Source organism: Lachnoclostridium sp. An138 (assembly GCF_002160765.1).
Classification (GTDB): domain Bacteria; phylum Bacillota; class Clostridia; order Lachnospirales; family Lachnospiraceae; genus Laedolimicola; species Laedolimicola faecalis.
The window spans coordinates 106,138-129,160 of record NZ_NFLF01000006.1 but is presented as its reverse complement, the minus strand read 5'-3'; the positions used below and the strand labels follow the sequence as shown (position 1 = coordinate 129,160).

Here is a 23,023-nt window from a genome sequence, read left to right as displayed (position 1 = left end):
GTGGCTTAATGCGGGAAAAAGCTGCGCAGGAGCAGGGGATTACGGATGGTTTAATGCGAAAAGAGACTGCACAGGAACAGAAACTGTGATACAATATAAGACAGGCTGATACATTATCATTATATGGAGGTGAAAACTATGCGGGAAATTCAGGCACAGCAGATTACGGACGTGGTGGAGCGTCTGTGTATTGAGGCGAATGAACAGCTGCCTGAGGATATCAAAAACGCGATTCATCGCTGCCGCGCATGTGAGGACTGGGAGATCGCCCAGGGAGTTCTGGACCAGATTATCACAAATTTTGAGATTGCGGGAGAGGAGAAGGTTCCCATTTGCCAGGATACGGGAATGGCCTGTGTCTTCCTGGAGATTGGCCAGGACGTACATATTACGGGCGGTGATTTACGGGAAGCGGTAGATGAAGGCGTACGCCGGGGCTATGACAAAGGATATCTCCGGAAATCCGTCGTGCGCGATCCGGTGCGCCGGGGAAATACGGGAGACAATACGCCGGCCATGCTGTACACGGAAATTGTGCCGGGAGAGCAGATAAAGGTGACGGTAGGACCCAAGGGCTTCGGAAGCGAAAATATGAGCGCGATCCGGATGTTCAAGCCCTCCGCCGGGATCGAGGGCATCAAGGATTTTATCCTGGAGACGGTGGAAAACGCGGGACCCAATCCATGTCCGCCTATGGTAGTGGGCGTGGGAATCGGAGGCACCTTCGATAAGTGCGCTCTTCTTGCGAAGAAAGCTCTGATGCGCAGCACGGAGGAGAGAAATCCCGATCCCTATTACGCGGCTCTTGAAGAAGAGATGCTGGAGAAAATCAACCAGCTGGGAATCGGCCCCCAGGGCTTTGGAGGACGGACTACGGCTCTGGCTTTAAATATTGAAACCATGCCGACTCATATTGCGGGCATGCCCTGTGCGGTCAATATCAACTGCCATGTGACGCGCCATAAGACGGAGGTGATTTGATGGAAAAGCATATTACTCTTCCTCTTACAGAGGAGCTTGCGGATACCCTTCACGCGGGAGATACGGTCTATCTGACCGGGACGATCTATACATCCAGAGACGCAGGCCATAAGCGGATGTGCGAGACCCTTGCAAAGGGAGAAAAGCTTCCCTTTGACCCCACAGACGCGACCATCTATTATGTAGGGCCCACGCCGGCCAAGCCGGGCCAGGTCATCGGAAGCGCAGGCCCCACCACCAGCGGCCGTATGGACGCTTACGCGCCGACACTGATGTCCGTGGGCGCCCGGGGGATGATCGGAAAGGGAGCGAGGCTTCCGGAAGTGGTCGAGGCCATGAAAAAATATCATGGAGTTTACTTTGGAGCCATTGGCGGAGCAGGCGCCCTGCTTGCAAAATGCATCAAAAAATGTGAGCTGATTGCCTATGAAGATCTGGGGGCGGAAGCCCTTCGGAAGCTTTATGTGGAGGAGATGCCTCTGGTAGTCATCATTGACAGCGAGGGAAGAAACCTTTACGAGGAAGGAAAAGCAGCTTATCTGGCAGCAAAGAAATAAGGCATCATGGGGCCGGCGCGGAGAGAAAACCCTGCGGCGGCCCTTTTTCAGAGTAAGGAAAAAGGTATGGAAGGTATGAAAATACACCTGGAAAAGGCTTCGGAATCCTATATTGTGGGAGTGCTTCTGGCTGTGGCCGGAGGCTTTCTGGACGTATACACATATATCTGCAGAGGCGGAGTGTTTGCGAATGCCCAGACGGGAAATATTGTCCTTCTGGGCATCAGCGCGGCGGATGGAAACTGGGAACAGATCTGGTCCTATATCTGTCCGATTCTGGCGTTTATGGCCGGAATTCTGCTGACAGAAGCCGTGCGGAAAAAATACCGCTACAATTCAGGGCTTCACTGGAGACAGATAGTAATTGCCCTGGAATTCGCGGTGCTTCTTGTGATTGCCTTTGTGCCGTCCGGGCGTTATGACGATATTGTCAATACACTGGTTTCCTTCGTATGCTCCATGCAGGTAGAGAGCTTCCGCCTGCTTCATGGCAGCGCCTATGCCACAACCATGTGCACCGGTAATCTCCGCAGCGCTACGGAACAGCTTTTTTACTATAATATAAATAAGGATAAAAAGGCGAGGAATAAAAGTCTTCAGTACTATGGCATCATTTTCTTCTTTATCATAGGAGCCGTTGCGGGAACGGCTCTGACCAGACGGTTTCTGGAAAAGTCTGTGCTGGTGGCCTGTTTCCTGCTTCTGGCAGTCTTTGCGATCATGTTCATCCCTCCGGCTGACCAGACAGAAGAACCGCAGAATCAGGACTGCAAAACCTGAATCAGGAAATCGCGGCAGAGGACAAAGAAGGGTTTTTCTTTACAGGCCGTAAAAAAAATGTTAAAATGGACAGAAATTTATAAAGCAAGGGAGTAATGTTATGTCAGGTGATACACTGAAGATACTTTTGGCGATGATCGGCTATATGCTGGTAGTCATCGGAATCGGCCTGTATTTCGCAAAGCGGGCGCAGGCAAACTCGGAAAACTATTTCCTGGGCGGAAGATCCCTGGGTCCCTGGGTGGCTGCCATGAGCGCGGAAGCCTCAGATATGAGCGGCTGGCTTCTGATGGGACTTCCCGGAGTGGCTTACTGGTGCGGTCTTGCGGACGCAGCCTGGACAGCCATCGGTCTGGCGCTTGGCACCTATGTGAACTGGCTGATTGTGGCAAAGAGACTGCGGCGCTATTCAGCGGTGGCGGGAGATTCCATTACCATTCCGGATTTCCTGAGCAACCGTTTTCATGAAAAAAAGAAAGTGATTCTGGGAATTTCCGCGCTTTTTATTCTGGTATTCTTTACCGTATACGCGGCAAGCTGCTTCGTGACCTGCGGCAAGCTGTTCTCGACCCTGTTCGGAACCTCCTATCATTCCATGATGATTGCGGGCGCTGTTTTCGTACTGGTTTATACCTTTATCGGCGGCTTCCTGGCTGAGAGCGCTTCCGATTTCATGCAGGCAGTGGTTATGGTGATTGCCCTGCTTACGATCCTGATTCTGGGGACGAATGCGGCAGGCGGCCTGGGTAATGTGATTGAAAACGCGGCACAGATTCCGGGTTATCTTTCTCTGACCGCGCAGGCGACGCCAGTGACTGACGCGGCGGGCGTACAGCAGGCAGCGGGCGGCGTTCCGCTGTTTGGAGAGGCCGGAAGCTACGGTTTCCTCACCATTATCTCCACGCTGTCTTGGGGACTTGGATACTTTGGCGTACCCCAGGTTCTGCTTCGTTTTATGGCCATCCGCAAAGAGGGAGAGCTGAAACAGTCCAGAAGAATCGCAACCATATGGTGCGTGATTTCTCTGGCGGCTGCGGTTATCATCGGTATCATCGGACGCTCGCTGTATCCGGTTGAGGAGACGCTTGCTACCGCCAGCGGAGCGGAAAACGTATTTGTCGTGCTGTCCCAGGCGCTGCTTCCGGCAGTGCTGGCGGGAATTATCATGGCTGGAATTCTGGCGGCCACCATCAGCTCTTCGGACTCTTACCTGCTGATTGCGGCATCCGCTGTTTCCAAGAATCTTTATGAGGGAATCCTGAAAAAGAATCAGGCGGATGATAAAAAGGTTATGAATCTGTCAAGAATCATGCTGCTTCTGATTGCGGTGGTAGGCATGATAATCGCCTGGGATGAGGACAGTGTTATCTTTAATATTGTATCCTTTGCGTGGGCCGGATTTGGAGCTACCTTTGGACCGGTTATGCTGTTTTCTCTCTTCTGGAAGCGCATCAACCGTCCGGGAGCGATTGCCGGTATGCTTTCCGGCGGAGTGATGGTGTTTGTATGGAATCTGCTTTTAAAGCCCATGGGCGGAATTTTCGGAATTTACGAGCTGTTCCCGGCCTTTGTGATTTCCTGTATCGTAATTGTAGTGGTATCGCTTGCCACAGAGGCGCCCTCCGGTGAGATTGAAAAAGAGTTCGAGCTGGCAGCGGGAAAGCAGGCGCTTGACTGATGGCAAAGCATAAGGAAAAAGATGTGAAGACCAATGCCATGCGCATTCTGGAGCAGAAAAAGATCCCATATGCGGTCCATACCTACGACTGTGAAGAATTTATGGACGGAGTCACCATGGCGGATGCTCTCGGGCAGCCCCATGAGCTTGTATACAAGACTCTGGTGACGGTGGCAAAGAGCAGAGAACACTATGTATTTGTGATACCGATCGAGGCGGAGCTGGATCTGAAGAAGGCGGCAAAAGCCGTGCACGAGAAAGCCATAGAGATGCTGCCCCTGAAGGAACTGACGGATTTGACCGGTTATGTCCGGGGCGGCTGTACCTGCATCGGGATGAAAAAGCAGTTTCCGGTGGTCATGGATGAGAGCGCGCTGAAGCTGCCGAAGGTCATGGTCAGCGGCGGAAGACGAGGCTCCCAGATGGAGCTTTCGCCGGAAGATTTGATGAAGGCTGCGGGTGGAAGTTTTGCGGATGTGATAATCTGACGGTTTGACTCTGTCTGTGTGTCCTTGTCAACTGAGGGTAACATAGAAAGACATAGAAAAAGGATATCGGAGATGCCGAAACGGCATTTCTGATATCCTTTTTACTCTATTGCATATGGCAAAGAGTTTCCACGCAAAGTCAAATATCCGGCCGTATAGCGGGACATTTCTGATACAACAAAAAAGCTCCTGAAATTCAGGAGCTTTTCAGCAGTCGATAGGGGAATCGAACCCCTGTTTCCGCCGTGAGAGGGCGGCGTCTTAACCGCTTGACCAATCGACCATAACCTCAGGCTTTTTACTGTCCTGCCTGCCGACTTGCTTAGTATATACTAGGCGCAGACATTTTGCAAGCTTTTTTTTCAAAAAATATAATATTTTTCATCATATTTTTCATCTGTCTTTCATCCGTGCTTTTCACAGGGCTTCCGGAAGCCTGAAAAATGGCCTGGAATTCCGGAATTGCAGCTTTCCAGAACTTGCTTTGCTGAAAGGCAGGAACCATCCGCATACTAAGAGGCAGAATATACTTCCTGTAAAAACAGGGGACAAGGAGTTGACCGGCATTGGGGAAACATTATGATTTCTGTTCATTTTTTGTGATTCCGGCTCTGACGTTTCTGCTGGCGGCAGGGAACAGCCTGACGGCGGTGAATTTTTCAGTAATAGGAAACAGGGAAGGGCAAAGGGGGATTTTCCTTCTCTGGGGTGCGGTCACCGGAAACTATTTTTATCTGTATGTGAGAGATCTGCTGAAGCTTGGCAGGTATGAAGACAGATGGACGGAACTCAGCCTTTTCATTGCTCTGGCGCTTTTCCTGTGCGGAATCGGGCTGCCGTATCTGCCGCGGAAGGTTCCGATTCTTTCCCGCCTTCATGTCTGGGCTTCTTTTGGCGGAGCGGCGGCTCTGTTTATATGCCTTTACCGGCTTCTTCATGTAGCGGAGAGGAAGGAGGGAATAAGACTTAGGGGGCTGAAAGGATTTCAGCTGTCGGTGGCGGCGGTTTCCGCATGGATTTATTTCCGGGCCGGAATGGTGTCGAGCCTGCTTGAAATGTTTGTAACCTTCAGTACCTGCGTGTATCTTGCCCTTCTTCAGGGAAAATTAGAAAAAATACGTTTGTCAAACCACTAGATGTTGTGGTATACTGTTCTGGTTAAGAAGAAATCAGAACATTTGTTTGAATATATCGGGAGTGAACGTAATATGACAAAGAAAACTACCTACGACGCGGACAGCATCTCTGTTCTGGAAGGTCTGGAGGCTGTTCGGAAGAGACCGGGCATGTATATCGGAAGCGTGTCCAGAAAGGGATTGAACCACCTGATTTATGAGATCGTGGACAATTCCGTGGACGAGCATCTGGCGGGCTTCTGCTCCCGCATTTACGTATATCTGGAGAAGGACGGCTCCTGCACCGTGTCAGATAACGGCCGTGGAATCCCGGTCGATCTGCATGCCAAGGGCGTGTCGGCGGAGCGGCTGGTGTTTACGACCCTGCATGCGGGCGGTAAATTTGATGATTCTGTATACAAGACCAGCGGCGGCCTTCACGGCGTAGGTTCTTCGGTGGTAAACGCCCTGTCCACTTATCTGGATATCGAAGTGAGCCGGGACGGGTACATCCATCACGATCATTATGAACGGGGCGTGCCGACCATAGAGCTGGAGAACGGCCTGCTGCCTGTCATCGGCAGGACGAAGGAGACCGGGACAAAGATCAATTTCCTCCCGGACCCGGAGATTTTTGAGAAGACCAGATTTCAGGCGGAGGAGGTCAAGAGCCGCCTTCATGAGACGGCCTATCTGAATCCGGAACTGACGATCATCTTTGAGGATCGCAGAGGAGAGGAGACCGAGCATGTAGAGTTCCATGAGGAAAATGGAATCATAGGCTTTGTGGAGGATCTGAATAAAAATAAAGAAAAGATTCATGATGTCATTTATTTTAAGGGAGAATCAGAAGGCATCGTGGTGGAAGGAGCCTTTCAGTACGTCAATGAGTTTCATGAGAATGTGCTGGGCTTCTGTAATAATATTTATAACGCGGAGGGCGGAACCCATCTGACAGGTTTCAAGACCAGCTTCACCACGGTCATAAATAATTATGCCAGGGAGCTGGGAATCCTGAAGGAAAAGGACGCGAACTTTACGGGAGCCGACGTGAGAAACGGCATGACGGCCGTTATTTCCATCAAGCATCCTTCTCCCCGGTTTGAGGGACAGACCAAGACGAAGCTGGACAACCAGGATGCGTCGAGGGCCGTATCCAAAGTGACAGGCGACGAGATTGTCCGGTATTTTGACCGGAACCTGGAGACTCTGAAGAATGTTATCGGCTGCGCGGAAAAGGCCGCGAAGATTCGGAAGACCGAAGAACGGGCCAAGACGAACCTGCTGACAAAGCAGAAATATTCTTTTGACTCCAATGGAAAGCTTGCCAACTGCGAGAGCAGGGACGCTTCAAAGTGTGAGATTTTTATTGTAGAGGGAGACTCTGCAGGGGGCTCCGCCAAGACAGCCCGCGACCGGAACTTTCAGGCGATTCTGCCCATCCGCGGAAAGATCCTGAACGTGGAGAAGGCCAGCATTGACAAGGTCCTGGCCAATGCGGAGATCAAGGCCATGATCAATGCCTTCGGCTGTGGATTTTCGGAAGGCTACGGCAACGATTTTGATATCACAAAACTTCGGTATGATAAAATCGTGATTATGGCCGATGCGGACGTGGACGGCGCTCATATTTCCACACTGCTGCTGACGCTTTTCTACCGGTTTATGCCGGAACTTATCTACGAAGGCCATGTATATATTGCCATGCCTCCGCTCTATAAAGCCATGCCGGCCCGGGGACAGGAAGAATATCTGTATGATGATAAGGCGCTGGAGCGCTACCGGAAGAAGCATAAGGGAAGCTTTACGCTGCAGAGATACAAGGGACTTGGAGAGATGGACCCGGAGCAGCTCTGGGAGACCACACTGAATCCCGAGACGAGGATTCTGAAAAGAGTGGAGATTGAGGACGCCCGCATGGCTTCCGGTGTGACGGAGATGCTGATGGGAACAGAGGTGCCGCCGCGGAGGGCCTTTATCTACGAACATGCCTGCGATGCGGAGCTGGATGTGTAGGATAGCTGAGACAGGCAGGGAGGAATTATGGAAGAACAGATTATACGTACTGAATATTCGGATTTGATGCAGAAATCCTATATAGACTACGCCATGAGCGTCATCATTTCCCGCGCGCTGCCGGATGTGCGGGACGGCCTGAAGCCTGTGCAGCGCAGAACGCTCTATGACATGTATGAGCTTGGAATCCGCTGGGACCGGCCCTACCGGAAATGCGCCCGAATCGTCGGCGATACCATGGGTAAATACCATCCCCACGGGGACAGCTCCATTTACGAGGCCCTGGTGGTCATGGCGCAGGATTTTAAAAAGGAGCTGCCGCTGGTGGACGGCCATGGTAATTTCGGTTCCATTGAGGGCGACGGAGCCGCGGCCATGCGTTATACGGAGGCCAGGCTGCAGAGAGTGACCCAGGAAGCGTTCCTGGCAGATCTGGACAAGGATGTGGTAGACTTTGTCCCCAATTTTGATGAGAATGAAAAAGAGCCGGTGGTGCTGCCTGCCCGTGTGCCGAACCTTCTGGTAAATGGCTCCGACGGAATTGCTGTAGGTATGGCCACCAATATTCCGCCTCACAATCTGGGCGAGGTCATTGACGCGGCCAAGGCTTATCTGAAAAATCCGGACATCACGACAGAAAAGCTGCTGAAGCTGATGCCGGGGCCTGATTTCCCCACAGGGGGCATCGTGGTGAACAAGGATGAGCTGCCGGCGATTTATGAGAGCGGAACCGGAAAGATCAAGATCCGGGGCCGGGTCGAGGTGGAGAAGCTGAAAGGCGGAAAAGAGCAGCTTGTGATCACAGAGATCCCCTATACCATGATAGGAGCCAATATCGGAAAATTCTTAAACGATGTGGCCTCTCTGGTTGAGACCAGAAAAGTGCCGGAAATCACTGATATTTCCAATCAGTCCTCCAAAGAAGGCATCCGCATTGTGCTGGAGCTGAAAAAGGGGAGCGATACGGAGGCACTGAAGAATCTGCTTTATAAGAAGACCCGCCTGGAGGATACCTTCGGCGTGAATATGCTGGCGGTGGCTGACGGAAGACCGGAGACCCTGGGACTGAAGCAGATTCTGGAGTACTATATCGAATTCCAGTATGAGCTGACTACCAGAAAATACCGGACGCTTCTTGCGAAGGAGCAGGAGAAGAGAGAGATTCAGGAAGGCCTGATCAAAGCCTGCGACGTCATCGATCTGATTATCGAGATCTTAAGGGGCAGCCGGAATGTAAAGGAAGCAAAGGCCTGTCTGACTGAAGGCGCCACGGAGGGAATCCGTTTCAAATCAGAAGCCTCCAGAAAGCGGGCTTCCAAACTGCGTTTTACGCCGCGCCAGGCGGACGCGATTCTGGAGATGCGCCTGTACCGGCTCATTGGTCTGGAGATTCAGGCTCTCATAGAGGAAAACAAGAAGACTCTGAAGAATATCGCGGAATATGAAGATATTCTGGAGAATCACGACAGCATGACCCGGGTGATTATCCGGGAGATGGACGCTGTCAGGAAGGCATTCTCCAGGCCGAGACGGACTTCTGTGGAAAATGCGGAGGAGATTGTTCTCGAAGAAAAGAAGATCGAAGAGATGCCGGTCATGTTCCTGATGGACCGCTTCGGATATGCCAAAACCATCGATATGACGGTGTACGAGCGGAACAAAGAAGCGGCCGACAGTGAAAACAAATACGTATTCCCCTGTATGAATACAGGAAGAATCTGCGTATTTACAGATACCGGAAAGCTTCATACGATCAAGGTGCTGGATCTTCCTTTTGGAAAATTCCGGGACAAAGGGTCTCCCATTGACAATCTCAGCAATTACAACAGCAGTGAAGAGCAGATGACGGGAATCGGAAGCATGGAGGAGCTGAAGAACAAAAAGCTGTTTTTCGCTACCAGAAACGGTATGCTGAAAATTGTAGATGGAAGCGAGTTTGAGACCAATAAAAGGACGGTGGCTGCCACAAAGCTTGCGGAAGGCGACGCGGTACTGAAAGTGGCGGTCACAGACGGAAGCGAGCAGGTGGTGCTTCAGAGCAGAGAAGGGTATTTCCTCCGTTTCGGAATTGGGGAAGTGCCGGAAAAGAAGAAGGGAGCTCTGGGCGTACGCGGCATGCGGCTGGGAGAAAAAGACTCTCTGGAGGCTGTGTATCTCTACCATCCGGGGACAGAACAGGCAGTGGAATACAGAGAAAAGCCGCTGGTACTGAATAAGCTGAAGCCCGGAAGCCGCGATACAAAGGGAACAAAGGTGAGGAACTGAATATGAAGATTTTGGTGGCGCTGCCTCTGAATGAAAGGCAGAAAGAAAAACTGGAACAGAATTTCCGGCATCAGGAATTTGTGTACTGCCTGCCGGAAGAGCTGACGAAAGAGACGATTTCCGATGTGGAAGTAATTCTGGGGAACGTGCCGCAAGAGCTTCTGGCCTATGCCGGAAAGCTGAAATGGCTGCAGCTGAACAATGCGGGTACGGAAGGCTACTGTGACGGGGCGCTTCCGGAGGAGGTCCTCCTGACGAACGCTACGGGAGCCTACGGACTGGCGATTTCCGAGCATATGATAGGAATGCTTTTTGAGCTTCAGAAGAAGCTGAATCTGTATGCGGCAAACCAGCGGGCGCACATCTGGAAAGAGGAAGGAAATGTCCGCCTGATAGAAGGCAGCCGGGTGCTGGTGATTGGCCTGGGGGATATCGGAACAGCCTTTGCCCGGAAAATGAAAGGGCTGGGATGCCGTACCGTGGGAATCAAGCGCCGGGAGGCCAGAAAGCCCGAGGGCGTGGATGATCTTTTTACGCTGGAACGGCTGGAACAGCAGCTTCCGAAAGCAGATATTGTGGCCCTCTGTCTGCCGGGATATGAGGGGACATATCATATGTTGAATGAGGAACGAATAGCGATGCTGAAGGAAAACGCGGTGGTTCTGAATGTGGGACGCGGTATGACGGTGGATACGGAAGCGCTGACGAAGGCCCTTCGGGAAGGGCGTATCGCAGGCGCGTGTCTGGACGTGACAGATCCGGAGCCTCTGCCTTCGGAACATCCGCTCTGGGATATGGACAATGTGATTCTGACGCCGCATGTGTCGGGAAGATTCTCTCTGCCGGAGACACTGGAGAAGATTTTGAATATCTGCATCGAAAATCTGGAATGTTATCTGGTAAAGAGGCCGCTCCGGAATGTAATTGACCGGAAGACCGGATACCGCATGTGAAACGCCGCACTTGCCAATATGGGAAAGCTGTGGTATGATTTTGCCAAAATACCTGACTGTTCAGCCGGCAGTTCTGGCGGAGCTGAACCGGAAATCAATATACTGTGAGAGAAGCGAGGAGACGTTATGGAGAACGAAACGACTGGTAGAAATTTTATTGAGCAGATGATAGACAAGGATCTTGCGGAGGGTGTCTATGATACGGTTCATACGCGTTTTCCGCCGGAGCCCAACGGATATCTGCATATCGGACATGCCAAAGCGATTCTGCTGAATTACGGAATCGCGAAAAAATACGGAGGAAAATTTAATCTCCGGTTTGATGACACGAATCCCACGAAGGAAAAGATCGAATTTGTGGAATCCATCAAGGCGGACGTGCAGTGGCTGGGCGCGGACTGGGAGGACCGTCTCTTTTTTGCGTCCGACTATTTTGAACAGATGTATGAGGCGGCTGTCAGGCTGATTAAGAAGGGAAAAGCCTATGTCTGCGACCTGACTGCGGAGGAGATCCGGGAGTACCGGGGAACGCTGACCGAACCGGGAAAGGAGAGCCCTTACCGGAACCGGAGCGTGGAGGAGAATCTGCAGCTTTTTGAGGAGATGCGGGAAGGAAAGTACGCGGACGGAGAGAAGGTGCTCCGGGCAAAGATTGACATGGCTTCTCCGAATATGAATATGCGGGACCCGGTGATTTACCGGGTGGCGCATATGACTCATCACAATACGGGAGACAAATGGTGCATCTATCCCATGTATGATTTCGCGCATCCGATAGAAGACGCTATCGAGGGCATCACGCATTCCCTGTGTACGCTGGAATTTGAGGATCACCGTCCTCTTTACGACTGGGTAGTCCGTGAGCTGGAGTATCCTGTGCCGCCCCGCCAGATTGAGTTTGCTAAGCTCTATCTGACCAACGTGGTCACAGGAAAGCGTTATATCAAGAAGCTGGTGGAAGAAGGCATTGTGGACGGCTGGGATGATCCCCGTCTGGTGTCCATCGCCGCCCTGAAGCGCCGGGGCTTTACGCCGGAATCCATTAAGATGTTTGTGGAGCTCTGTGGAATCTCCAAGAGCCAGTCCTCGGTGGACTATGCCATGCTGGAGTACTGCATCCGCGAGGATTTGAAGCTGAAGCGCCCCCGTCTGATGGCTGTGCTGGACCCGATTAAGCTGGTGATCGATAATTATCCGGAAGGACAGGTAGAATATCTGGACGCTGCCAATAACCTGGAAAACGAGGAGCTGGGAAGCAGAAAGATTCCTTTCTGCCGGGAGCTTTATATTGAACGCGAGGACTTTATGGAGGAGCCGCCGAAGAAATATTTCCGGCTGTTTCCGGGCAATGAGGTCCGCCTGATGCATGCGTATTTCGTAAAATGCGAGAGCTTTGTGAAGGACGAGACCGGAAAGGTCGTCGAGGTGCACTGCACCTACGATCCGGAGACAAAGGCCGGAAGCGGATTTACGGGCCGCAAGGTGAAAGGCACCATTCACTGGGTTCCGGCGCCTTATGCGATCACGGCCCAGGTACGCCTTTATGAGAACATCATTGATGAGGAAAAGGGCGTGTACAACGAGGATGGAAGCCTGAATCTGAATCCCAATTCCCTGACGGTGGTAGAGAATGCCTATCTGGAGCCCGGTTTTGAGGACGCAAAGCCTTATGACAGCTTCCAGTTTGTGCGGAATGGCTTTTTCTGTGTGGATGCAAAGGATACCACTCCGGAGAAGCTGGTGTTCAACCGGATTGTGTCACTGAAGAGCTCCTTCAAGCTTCCGAAAGCATAAGGGGAATCCGGAATGAGGGAGCTTGCGATCGGTCTTGATCCGGATACAAAAGAGCCTCTGTATGAGCAGATATACAGCTATATCAAACACGATATTCAGAAAGGGCAGCTGCGCGCAGGAGAGCGGCTGCCCTCAAGTCGATCTTTATCGGCGTCTCTGGAGGTGAGCCGCAGCACGGTGGAACTGGCCTATGAGCAGCTGGTGTCGGAGGGTTATCTGGAAGCGGTTCCCTGCAGAGGCTATTATGTGTGCCGGATAGAAGGACTTTACAGCCTGGACGCGGGGAAAGAGCCGGTACGGGAAAAGAGACCTGCCGGAACCTCTGCCTGGGATTTTGATTTGACGCCGAATGGCATTGATCTGGAAAGCTTCCCCTTTGATGTATGGCGCAGACTGACCAGAAATGTTCTGCTGGATGACAGCAGGGAGTTGTTTCAGCTGGGCGATCCGAAAGGAGAATGGGAGCTTCGGGAGACAATCAGCCGCTATCTGCATCAGGCCAGAGGCGTCAGCTGCCGGCCGGAGCAGGTGGTGCTTGGGGCCGGAAATGATTATCTTCTGATGCTGCTTTCCGTAATACTCGGGACCGGGCGCAGGGTAGCCATGGAAAGTCCTACCTATAAACACGCCTACCGGATTTTTGAACAGCTGGGATTCTCTCTCACCACGGTTTCCATGGACGCGCGGGGAATGCGCGTGGAAGAACTGGAGGATTCCGGGGCGGATACAGCCTATGTGATGCCCTCCCACCAGTACCCGCTGGGGATTGTCATGCCTATCAGCCGGCGGATGGAGCTTTTGAAGTGGGCCTACGGAAAGGAAGGGCGTTATCTGATCGAAGATGACTATGACAGTGAGTTCCGGTATAAGGGAAAGCCGGTTCCGGCGCTGCAGGGAGCGGATCGGAACGGCCGGGTCATTTATATTGGGACGTTTTCCAAGTCCATAGCGCCGGCCATACGAATCAGCTATCTGGTGCTGCCGGAGCGGCTTCTGGAGAAGGCGGAAGACAGACTGAGGCGTTTTTCTTCCACAGTGTCCCGCACGGATCAGATGATCCTGCATCATTTCATTCAGGAAGGATATTTTGAGCGCCACCTGAACCGGATGCGCCGCATTTACGGCAGAAAGCATGATATTCTGCTGGGAGAACTGAAAAAACTGTCCGGAAGCGTCCGTGTTACGGGAGAACATGCGGGAGTACACCTTCTGGTTGAATTTCAGAACGGAATGACGGAAGCGGAGGTAATCCGCAGGGCAGAGGAGCAGAGAGTCCGGGTATATCCACTTTCAGAATATACCATCGACGGTTCCGGAGAGAAAATGAGAAATCCGGCGGTGCTTCTGGGCTATGCGACGCTTACGGAGGAAGAGCTGCTGGAAGCGGCTACGCGGCTTGTAAAAGCCTGGAAGCCAAATTCTCCGCGGCAGGCTGGAGAAGCAGGAGGACAGTCAGCGAGGCAGCTGCGGAAATAAAAGAAAAATGAATGGAAATACTTTAAGTAAATAAGGCGGACAAAGATCCGCTTCATAAGGAGGAACGACAAATGAGCGAAACCATTTTGACAATTACAGCAGAAAATTTTGAAAAAGAGGTGCTGCAGTCTGCGCTTCCGGTACTGGTGGATTTCTGGGCGCCCTGGTGCGTATACTGCCGCCGGATCGAGCCGGCTGTGGAGGAGCTTGCGGAAGATACGGAAGGAAACCTTGTGGTTGGCAAGGTCAATGTGGATGAGCAGGAAGCGCTGGCAGACCGTTTCGGCGTGGAGAGAATCCCGAGTCTGATTCTTTTCCGGAATGGGGAACAGGCGGGGGAAGAGCTGGTAGCTCCCGGTTCCAGAGACGCAATCGAAGAGTGGCTGGAGGAGAATGGCGTCAGCCTGTAGTTCCGGAAAAAACGGGCTTTGGAAGGGAGAGATATATGGAAGACAAAAATGTGGAAGAAAGAATTTATGATGTGATTGTCATCGGAGGCGGACCGGCAGGATATACGGCTGCTCTGTACGCGGTGCGGAGCGGGCTTTCCGTGCTTGTGCTGGAAAAGCTTTCTCCGGGAGGACAGATGACCAATACGGATCAGATAGACAATTATCCTGGTTTTCCTGAAGGAATCGGCGGCTTTGAACTGGGCGAAAGGATGCAGAAGGGAGCCCTGCGTTTTGGAGCGGAAAATCAGTTTGCAGAGGTGAAGTCTGTGGAGCTTTCCGGTCCGGTGAAGGCTGTGAGGACACGAAAAAAGGAATTCAAAGCCCGCGCGGTCATTCTGGCCACAGGAGCCTATCCCCGCAAGACAGGCATAGAAGGTGAGGAACGGCTGGCGGGACGGGGCATAGCTTACTGCGCGGCCTGTGACGGGATGTTTTATAAGGACAAGACCGTGGCTGTCTATGGCGGTGGGAATACGGCGGTGGAAGACGCCCTTCTGCTTTCACGGATCTGCGCAAAGGTCTATCTGATTCACAGAAGAGACGCACTGCGCGCGGCAAAGGTTTATCAGGATGCGCTTTTTGGAAGCAGTGTGGAGCTGATCTGGAACAGCCGAGTGACCGGCTTTCTTGCGGACAAGCGGCTGACGGGCGTGGTGCTGACAGATACGGGGACTGGAGAGAAGAGAGAGCTCTCTCTGGACGGCCTTTTTGTGTCTATCGGACGGATTCCGGATACAAAGCTTTTCGAAGGACAGGTGTCCATGGATGAGGCAGGATATCTCATTGCGGACGAGAGCACGTGTACCAATGTTCCGGGTGTGTTTGCGGCCGGAGACGCGCGGACCAAGAAGCTGCGCCAGGTGATTACGGCTGCGGCGGACGGGGCCATGGCTGCCTGGAGCGCGGAGCAGTATCTGGCCGGAGAGGCGTAAAGCGCGCTTTTTGCCGGTTTCCGCAGAAGACTTTCTGGAAAAAAGACGGAATGTGTAAATAATTGTTGTGTATTTTTATACAATAGGTTACAATGTATGATACACATATAATAAACAAGTAGGGAGAGAAGTTATGAGTTTCAAAAGAAAAAACGGGCAGGCTCCGGCTAAAAAGGACTATACAAAGCTAAAGACGCCTCACACCTATGCGATTATCTTTTTCGTGGTAATCGTCTGCTGGCTTCTGACTTATCTGATTCCGGCAGGAAAATTCAGCACGCACACAATCGAATATACGGACGCTGACGGCGGCACAGCCACAAGAACTGTCCTGATGGCAGATACGTTCCGTTATTACTACAATCTGGATACAGATTTTGTGGCAGACGCTCTCGCGGAGATCAGCCAGGATCAGGCTGTGATGGAAGAGTGGGAAGTGGATTCCGAGGCACTTGCGGCGCTGATGGAGACAGACTCCTCTGCCTGGACACAGGAAGATCTGGACGCGGCCGGCATCAGCGACGACGAGATGTATTCCCGGTATGGGGAAGAGTTTTATGATACCAGCAAAAAGCTGCATAAGACGGCAGGCGTCTGGGGAACCGAGGATTTCGGCGGCTTCGGATTCATGAACTATGTGTTCGAAGGTCTGGTGACAGGTGACCGTTCCGGTTCTGCTGTAGGCTTGTGCGCGCTGATTCTGGTAATCGGCGGTTCCTTCGGTATCATTATGAAGACCGGAGCGATTGACGCGGGAATTTACGCGTTTATCCGGAAGACCAAAGGTCTTGAGAGACTGGCGATTCCGCTGTTCTTCATTCTGTTTTCACTGGGAGGCGCGACCTTCGGTATGGCAGAGGAATGTATCCCGTTTGCGATGATCATGGTGCCTTTCGTGATTGCGCTTGGCTATGACTCCATCGTGGCGGTTACTGTAACCTATGTGGCTTCTCAGGTGGGAAATGCGGTATCCTGGATGAGTCCGTTCTCTGTGGCGGTGGCTCAGGGTATTGCGGGCATTCCGGTACTGTCCGGCGCTGGTTTCCGTCTGACCATGTGGGTGGTTGTAACGCTGGCGTCCGCGGCCTTCCTTATGGTATATGCGGAGCGTATCCGTAAAAATCCGCAGCATTCTGTGGTTTACGTGGGAGACGCTTACTTCCGTGACCGTATGGGCTCCGTAACGGAGGAGGAAAAGGAATTTAATCTGGGCCATAAGCTCATTCTTCTGGAGATGCTGGCAGTGCTGATCTGGATTGTCTGGGGTGTTACCCAGAAGGGCTTCTACATTCCGGAGATCGCATCCCAGTTCTTCGTGATGGGCTTTGCGGCCGGCGTGATCGCCATCATCTTCAAACTGAACGGCATGACGATCAATGGCATGGCTTCCGCGTTCCAGGGCGGTGTAGCCGATCTGGCAGGCACAGCCGTGGTTGTAGGTATGGCAAAGGGAATCCTCCTGGTGCTCGGAGGTTCTGACGCAGACGTTTACTCTACTCTGAATACGATCCTTTACGCAATTGGAAACGCTCTGGAGGGAATCCCGTCCTTCATCGGAGCATGGTTTATGTACATTTTCCAGAGCCTTTTCAATCTGGTGGTAACCTCCAATTCCGGACAGGCGGCTCTTACCATGCCGATTATGGCGCCGCTTGCGGACCTGGTAGGCGTCTCCCGTCAGATCGCGGTTCTGGCTTATCAGCTGGGCGCAGGCTTTGTGGATGCTTTTACACCGGTATCAGCCAGCCTTATCGGTGTTCTGGGTGTGGCTAGAATTGACTGGGGTACCTGGGCGAAATTCCAGATTAAGATGCAGGCATTCTTCTTTGTGATGGGAACGATTTTCATAGCCATCGCGGTGGCAATCAATTTCCAGTAATACAGACACAGATATCAGAGATCCGTGTGCGGGGACGAAGGTCTCCGTACACGGACTTTCAATTTGCGGACTGCGTTTTGGCAGAAAAAAGACAGAGAAGGTGGGAAATAAAATGGCAATGGTTACACTTATCAGAAATGCAAAGGTATATCAGCCGGAATATGCCGGGGTCAGGGATATTCTGGTGCTTGGAGGAAAAATAGCGGCAGTAGGTGAAAAGCTGCAGGCAGATTTTGGCGGAAGCCTGGAAGTGGAGGAGCTTGACGGGGAAGGAATGGCGGCTGTGCCGGGATTTATTGACAGTCATGAGCATATTCTGGGCGGCGGCGGTGAAGGCGGTTTTGAGACCAGGACTCCGGAAGCGGAACTGAAGGATCTGATTATGAACGGTATTACTACCGTGGCGGGCTGTATCGGAACGGACAGCGTAGGAAGGGATATGACGGCGCTTCTGGCAAAGGCGCATGCGCTGGAAAACGAAGGGATCAGCACCTATGCCTATACAGGCTCCTACCGGGTTCCGGTGAAGACGCTGACAGACAGCCTGATGAAAGATATCATGATGCTGGACAAGGTAATTGGAGTCGGTGAGGTGGCGATTTCCGATCACCGTTCTTCCCAGCCCACATTTGAAGAGTTTGCCCGGATAGCGGCAGATGCCCGTGTGGCAGGCATGCTTTCCGGAAAGGCGGGAATTGTCAATGTCCACCTGGGCGACAGTCCCCGTCATATAGATCTGATTGAACGGGTGATCCATGAAACAGAGATTCCGGCTTCTCAGTTCCTCCCCACCCATGTGAACCGGAACGCGGGCCTTTTTGATGTCTGCCTGCAGTTTGCGAAAGAAGGCGGGACCATTGATTTTACCGGAAATGAAGATATTGATTACTGGGAGACTATCTGTGATGAAGTACGGGTATGCAGAGGCATAGCAAGACTTCTGGACATGGGAATATCCAGCGACCGCTTCACAATTTCCTCCGACGGACAGGGCAGCATGCCTGTCTTCAACGAAAAGGGTGAATATCAGGGAATCGGCATAGGAAAGGCTTCCTGTCTGCTCAAAGAAGTGCGGGAATGCGTTCTGAAAGAAGGAATTCCTCTGGAAATTGCAGTGAAGGGAATTACTTCAAATGTGTCTTCCATCCTGAAGCTGGGCGCGAAAGGCCGCATCCGGGAAGGCTTCGACGCGGATATCTGTCTTCTGACAGAGGATACGCTGGAGCTGAAGACGGTTATGGCGAAGGGACAGCTGATGGTGAAAGATGGGAAACAGCTGGTATTTGGAACCTTTGAGAAATGAATAAAAGATAGAAGAAAGAGGGCTGTCGGTTTTCTGTATCCCGTGTCCGGCCCAGGCCGCCCTCTCTTGCTGCTTTGCAGCAATTCACCTTGCGGACGTTTCACGGACATCAGTATGCTTCCGGACGGACCGAGGTCCGCCTGAATCACACAGATGTCCGCGAAAAGCCGGACACTGGGATATCAGAAAACCGACAGCCCGTTTACTTCAATCGTTTATTCTGTGGATATGGGAATTATTAGTATATAGCTCAAGGCCGTTTTCTCTTGCCGCTATGCAGCAATTCACCTTGCGGACGTTTCACGGATACTGGGATATCAAGCATCAAAGTTGCACATTACACATGGATTATAAATAGTGTGCTACACAAAAAGGCATACAGACGGAAGCTGGCATCTTCGCCATATACTTCTTTGATTCTGGCATAAAGCTTCTCCCGCAGTACTCTTTTTATCTTAGGTTTCTTCTGGCAATTTCATGGTATTCTTCCCTCTGTTTGATTGCATGCAAATATATGTGTAATATGATATGTATTTGAACGTTAAATTCAAAATTATAATGTACGTATAAATTTCAGGGAAGATAGGGAGAAATTGTGATGCCGGATAGGCTGAAAATAGATAAAAGGGAATATCAAAACAGAACTTTCCGTCTTCCGGTATTCCTTATTGAGAAGCTGGGAAGTATTGCACAGGAAAAGAATATTTTTGTTAATCAGCTCGTCATTATCTTATGCGAGTATGGTATTGAAAATCTGGATGATTCTGAGAACTCTTAATATACCAGGTAAAATATATGTGAAAGACTTTATAATCTCTGCTGAGACGGAGATTTTTGTTGCCCTTTTTCAATAAGATCCTGTATGATTTCTGCGATGATTACATATGGAAACGCCAATTTGAAATCTAAACGGAGCGACATCGCGTAAGCTTTCTGATATCCTGGTGTCCGGCTTCTCGCGGACGCATGTGTGATTCAGGCGGACCTTGGTCCGTCCGGAAGCATACATGCGTCCGTGAGACGTCCGAACAACGGATACAGAAAGCGTCTTTATTCTTCAGCCGCTTCCTTTACCGTCTCGCCTGCTTCTTCCGCCTTTTCCTTTACTGTCTCAGCGGTATTGTTCAGAGAGACGTATCCTCTTTCTGTATGGGGTTCGCTGTCCAGATCTTCCTCCTCAAATTCATCGTCAAAATCGTCGTCCAGATCACTGAAATCTTCTTCCGGGGCAAAGAACTTTTTGTAAAGCGCTACGCCTCCTGCTACAACGGCGCTTATGGCAGCCACGGTTCCGACAAATTTAAACAGCTTTTTCATATTAGGGTTCCTCCTTCATGGAATTCTTGATTTTTTTACTCCGGTCTGCTGTGTTCAGAACGGGGATCTCGTTTGGTAATTTTTCTCTATTGTAATACGGAACAGGAAAAAAGAAAAGCAAAAAAATATTAAAAATTTATTGTCAATCTAAAAAATATATATTACTCTATTAGATAGGCCGGCCGCTGAGATGCCGGCAGATTAAGGATTAGATAAAAGACTGTAGAAGAAAGACAGAAACAGAAAGGACTTGCGCAGAATGAAAAATCGTATTTCCAATATCGTCTGGGGCCTTCTGCTGATTCTGGTTGGCGTGGGTTACGCGGGCAATACCCTTGGCTTTTGGGAATTCACTCTGTTTTTCCGGGGCTGGTGGACGCTGTTTATTATTATTCCCTGTCTGATCAGTTTCATACGGCGCGGGGCGAATGGTGGAAATGTGGCCGGGCTTCTTATCGGAGCCGCGTTTTTGTTAAGCGCCTGGGATGTGATTGATTTGAGTCTGCTTCGCCGCCTTTTGATTCCGCTGATTCTGATCCTGATAGGTGTCAGCATTCTGCTGTCCAATACCAGGACAAAGCGAAATATCAAAGATCAGAACGGCAATAAGATTCCCTATGAGAAGGAGGGACCGGAGGGCAGCGACGTATCCGGAGTATTTACCGGACGGAGAGCAGATTACAGCGGACAGGTTTTTGAAGGCGCCACGGTCAATGCTGTCTTCGGGAATGTGGAAATGGATCTGCGGATGGCAGTGATAGAGCGCGATATCCGGATAGACGCTACAGCTGTATGCGGCGGAATTGATATTCTGGTGCCGTCCAATGTGATGGTCCGCGTCATGTCGGTACCTGTGCTTGGCGGAGTCAGCAACAAGGCGCCGGCGCCCACAGAGATTCCCTGCCATACGCTTTATATTAATGCAACCTGTGTCTTTGGAGGAGTAACTGTAAAATGAAAAGAAAACTGATTCTGGCGTCGGCTTCACCGAGAAGAAAAGAGATTCTGGAGCAGATGGGTCTTATGTTTACGGTCAGCCCCTGTTCCGGTGAAGAAAAGCTTGAGACGGAAGACCCGGAAGAAGCCGTCAGAACCCTGGCCCTTCAGAAGGCTTCGGAGGCTGCAGGCCGTCAGACGGAAGCGGCTCTGGTCATTGGCTCTGATACGGTGGTGGCTTATGACGGCAGGATTCTCGGAAAACCGGCGGATGAAGAAGAGGCGGCGGCCATGCTCCGTATGCTCTCCGGGAATACACACATGGTATATACAGGAGTGGCGGTGATTGATGCGGAGACAAAGAAAACTCTGGTACATTTCGCGGAAGGGACGGAAGTCACCATGTATCCCATGACAGAACAGTGGATACGTTCCTATGTGGCGTCGGGCGAACCCATGGACAAGGCGGGAGCCTATGCGATTCAGGGAGGCTGTATGCCTTTTATCCGGGAGATACGCGGAGAATATACGAATGTGGTGGGCTTTCCGGCGGCCCGCTTTTATCAGGAGCTTTTGCGGCAGGGAATCGATCTGCTGGAGCCGGAAGAGGAGGATGAGACATGAGCTACCGTGCCTGTATTTTTGATTTGGATGGAACACTCTGCGACAGCGTGGAGTCTATCGCCTGGAGCGGAAACCATATGCTTGCGGACTTGGGGATGCGTCAGGCATCCCTGGAGGATTACAAGGTATTTGTAGGAGATGGGGTAGATGTGCTGATGCGCCGTCTGCTGAGATTCGGAGGAGATGAAGAGGGAGTCCGGTTCGAGGAAGCCAAGCGGCGGTATATGGAATACTTTAAAGAGGGCTGTCTCTATGCGGTAAAGCCCTATCCGGGGATTCCGGAGGCGCTGGAGAGTCTGAAAAAGCAGGGGGCAAAGCTGGCCGTTCTGTCGAACAAGCCCCATGGCAATACGATAGATGTTATCAGGAAGGTTTTTGGAGAGGGATATTTTGACCTGGTGCAGGGACAGTCGGAGCTGTTTCCGAGAAAACCGGCTCCTGACGGGGCCCTTTACCTGGCTGAAAGGCTTGGAGCGGCGCCGGGAGAATGTCTCTATGTGGGAGATACGGGTACAGATATGAAGACAGGAAAAGCGGCAGGCATGTATACCATCGGCGTACTCTGGGGATTCCGGGGAGAGGAGGAGCTTTTGAGAGACGGAGCGGACTGCATCGTTTCAGAAGCCGGTGAGCTTGCGGATATTTACGGAAAGGAAGAGTCTGGAAAATGATTAAGCTTATAGCCAGTGATATTGATGGAACGCTGCTTCCGGAGGGCACCGCGCAGATCAATCCGGAGATTTTTCAGGTAATCCGGAAGCTGAAGGAAAAGGAAATTTTGTTTGCGGCGGCCAGCGGACGGCATTATACCAGCATGTCAAAGCTTTTTGAGCCTGTGAAAAACGATATTATTTTTATTACGGAAAACGGAGCTTATGTATGCTGCCGGGGGTATGATATGCTGGAGCAGGTGGTGGAATGGGAGCTTGTCTGCCAGTGGGTCCGCGAGGTGCGCCAGATCCCGGGAGCCAGCTTTACGCTGGATACCAAGGAAGGATTTTATACGGAAAGCTCCGACCCGGAATTTCTCAGCCTGGTACGAGACGGCTACCGCAGCAGGATTACAGTGGAAGAGGATGTGCTTGCCGTCAGGCGGCGTATCAATAAAATGGCTGTCTATCGGAAAGAAAATATCCGGGAGGTGGCGGAGCTTTTGATTCCACGCTGGGAGAGCCGTCTTCACTGCGCAGTGTCGGGCGATATCTGGGTGGATTTTATGAATCTGGATACGAATAAGGGAAATGCGATCCGCAGTATCCAGAAGATCCTGAAAATCAGCCCGGATGAGACCATGGTGTTCGGCGACAATCACAACGATCTGGAGATGATCCGAAGCGCCACGGAAAGTTATGCGGTAGGCAATGCGGCCGATGCCGTTAAGAAAGCCGCGAAATACGTGGCGGATACCAATGTAAATGACGGAGTGCTGAAAGTGCTTCGGACACTTCTTGACTGAGAAAAAAGGAGAGATTTATTT

Annotated in this window: 20 protein-coding genes and 1 tRNA gene; 19 read left to right on the top strand and 2 right to left on the bottom strand. The window is 51.5% G+C overall.

What is annotated here, in order from left to right:
• Positions 1–138: 138 nt before the first annotated feature.
• The 5 genes from B5E82_RS07255 (at position 139) to ybaK (ending at position 4,484) form a co-directional block, all read left to right on the top strand.
• Positions 139–981 carry a fumarate hydratase gene (locus tag B5E82_RS07255; RefSeq protein WP_087306889.1) on the top strand — a complete coding sequence of 281 codons (843 nt, stop codon included), beginning with the start codon at positions 139–141 and terminating at the stop codon, positions 979–981.
• Positions 981–1,538: a Fe-S-containing hydro-lyase gene (locus tag B5E82_RS07250; RefSeq protein ID WP_191415947.1), complete on the top strand. Its 558-nt coding sequence runs from the start codon at positions 981–983 to the stop codon at positions 1,536–1,538. Before B5E82_RS07255 ends, B5E82_RS07250 begins: the two co-directional genes overlap by 1 nt.
• A 66-nt stretch (positions 1,539–1,604) precedes the next feature.
• Positions 1,605–2,318, top strand: coding sequence for a YoaK family protein (locus tag B5E82_RS07245; RefSeq protein WP_330398299.1), 714 nt, complete (start codon positions 1,605–1,607; stop codon positions 2,316–2,318).
• A gap of 100 nt (positions 2,319–2,418) precedes the next feature.
• The gene (gene putP, locus B5E82_RS07240) at positions 2,419–3,996 is read left to right on the top strand and encodes a sodium/proline symporter PutP (RefSeq protein ID WP_087306887.1); all 1,578 of its coding nucleotides are present in this window, start codon (positions 2,419–2,421) and stop codon (positions 3,994–3,996) included.
• Entirely contained in the window at positions 3,996–4,484 is a 489-nt protein-coding gene (gene ybaK / locus B5E82_RS07235; RefSeq protein ID WP_087306886.1) for a Cys-tRNA(Pro) deacylase, read from the top strand. Before putP ends, ybaK begins: the two co-directional genes overlap by 1 nt.
• A gap of 211 nt (positions 4,485–4,695) precedes the next feature.
• Here the strand turns inward: ybaK and B5E82_RS07230 are convergent.
• Positions 4,696–4,767 (bottom strand) — tRNA-Glu (locus B5E82_RS07230).
• Positions 4,768–5,050: 283 nt separating this feature from the next.
• Between B5E82_RS07230 and B5E82_RS07220 the strand changes: the two genes are divergently transcribed.
• From B5E82_RS07220 to iadA, 10 genes are all read left to right on the top strand, one after another.
• On the top strand, positions 5,051–5,620 hold the full coding sequence (locus B5E82_RS07220) for a hypothetical protein (RefSeq protein WP_087306884.1): 570 nt from the start codon (positions 5,051–5,053) through the stop codon (positions 5,618–5,620).
• A gap of 72 nt (positions 5,621–5,692) precedes the next feature.
• Positions 5,693–7,615: a DNA gyrase/topoisomerase IV subunit B gene (locus B5E82_RS07215; protein ID WP_087306883.1), complete on the top strand. Its 1,923-nt coding sequence runs from the start codon at positions 5,693–5,695 to the stop codon at positions 7,613–7,615.
• 27 nt (positions 7,616–7,642) lie between these two features.
• On the top strand, positions 7,643–9,880 hold the full coding sequence (locus B5E82_RS07210; protein ID WP_087306882.1) for a DNA gyrase/topoisomerase IV subunit A: 2,238 nt from the start codon (positions 7,643–7,645) through the stop codon (positions 9,878–9,880).
• Between the two features lie 2 nt (positions 9,881–9,882).
• Positions 9,883–10,833 carry a D-2-hydroxyacid dehydrogenase gene (locus B5E82_RS07205; RefSeq protein WP_087306881.1) on the top strand — a complete coding sequence of 317 codons (951 nt, stop codon included), beginning with the start codon at positions 9,883–9,885 and terminating at the stop codon, positions 10,831–10,833.
• Positions 10,834–10,959: 126 nt separating this feature from the next.
• Entirely contained in the window at positions 10,960–12,627 is a 1,668-nt protein-coding gene (locus B5E82_RS07200; protein WP_087306880.1) for a glutamine--tRNA ligase/YqeY domain fusion protein, read from the top strand.
• Between the two features lie 12 nt (positions 12,628–12,639).
• A complete protein-coding gene (pdxR, locus tag B5E82_RS07195) occupies positions 12,640–14,103 on the top strand; it encodes a MocR-like pyridoxine biosynthesis transcription factor PdxR (protein ID WP_087306879.1) in 1,464 nt (487 codons plus the stop codon).
• Between the two features lie 71 nt (positions 14,104–14,174).
• Complete coding sequence (locus B5E82_RS07190) at positions 14,175–14,513, top strand: thioredoxin family protein (protein ID WP_087306878.1); 339 nt, start codon at positions 14,175–14,177, stop codon at positions 14,511–14,513.
• Between the two features lie 35 nt (positions 14,514–14,548).
• The gene (trxB, locus tag B5E82_RS07185; protein ID WP_164488685.1) at positions 14,549–15,487 is read left to right on the top strand and encodes a thioredoxin-disulfide reductase; all 939 of its coding nucleotides are present in this window, start codon (positions 14,549–14,551) and stop codon (positions 15,485–15,487) included.
• 133 nt (positions 15,488–15,620) lie between these two features.
• Positions 15,621–17,366, top strand: a complete 1,746-nt coding sequence (gene yfcC, locus B5E82_RS07180; protein ID WP_087306877.1) for a putative basic amino acid antiporter YfcC — start codon at positions 15,621–15,623, stop codon at positions 17,364–17,366.
• Positions 17,367–17,484: 118 nt separating this feature from the next.
• Positions 17,485–18,669: a beta-aspartyl-peptidase gene (iadA, locus tag B5E82_RS07175; RefSeq protein WP_087306958.1), complete on the top strand. Its 1,185-nt coding sequence runs from the start codon at positions 17,485–17,487 to the stop codon at positions 18,667–18,669.
• 1,050 nt (positions 18,670–19,719) lie between these two features.
• Here iadA and B5E82_RS07165 read toward each other — a convergent pair.
• Positions 19,720–19,986 carry a hypothetical protein gene (locus B5E82_RS07165; RefSeq protein ID WP_087306875.1) on the bottom strand — a complete coding sequence of 89 codons (267 nt, stop codon included), beginning with the start codon at positions 19,984–19,986 and terminating at the stop codon, positions 19,720–19,722.
• A 259-nt stretch (positions 19,987–20,245) separates the two neighbouring features.
• Here B5E82_RS07165 and B5E82_RS07160 point away from each other — a divergent pair, with 259 nt between their 5' ends.
• Genes B5E82_RS07160 through B5E82_RS07145 form a run of 4 tightly spaced genes read left to right on the top strand, consistent with a single transcriptional unit; the run spans position 20,246 to position 23,002 of the window.
• Positions 20,246–20,944: a LiaF transmembrane domain-containing protein gene (locus B5E82_RS07160; RefSeq protein WP_087306874.1), complete on the top strand. Its 699-nt coding sequence runs from the start codon at positions 20,246–20,248 to the stop codon at positions 20,942–20,944.
• Positions 20,941–21,546, top strand: coding sequence for a Maf family protein (locus B5E82_RS07155; RefSeq protein ID WP_087306873.1), 606 nt, complete (start codon positions 20,941–20,943; stop codon positions 21,544–21,546). Before B5E82_RS07160 ends, B5E82_RS07155 begins: the two co-directional genes overlap by 4 nt.
• The gene (locus B5E82_RS07150; protein WP_087306872.1) at positions 21,543–22,217 is read left to right on the top strand and encodes an HAD family hydrolase; all 675 of its coding nucleotides are present in this window, start codon (positions 21,543–21,545) and stop codon (positions 22,215–22,217) included. The genes B5E82_RS07155 and B5E82_RS07150 overlap by 4 nt, the downstream gene beginning before the upstream one ends.
• The gene (locus B5E82_RS07145) at positions 22,214–23,002 is read left to right on the top strand and encodes an HAD family hydrolase (protein WP_087306871.1); all 789 of its coding nucleotides are present in this window, start codon (positions 22,214–22,216) and stop codon (positions 23,000–23,002) included. The genes B5E82_RS07150 and B5E82_RS07145 overlap by 4 nt, the downstream gene beginning before the upstream one ends.
• The last annotated feature ends 21 nt before the right edge of the window (positions 23,003–23,023 follow it).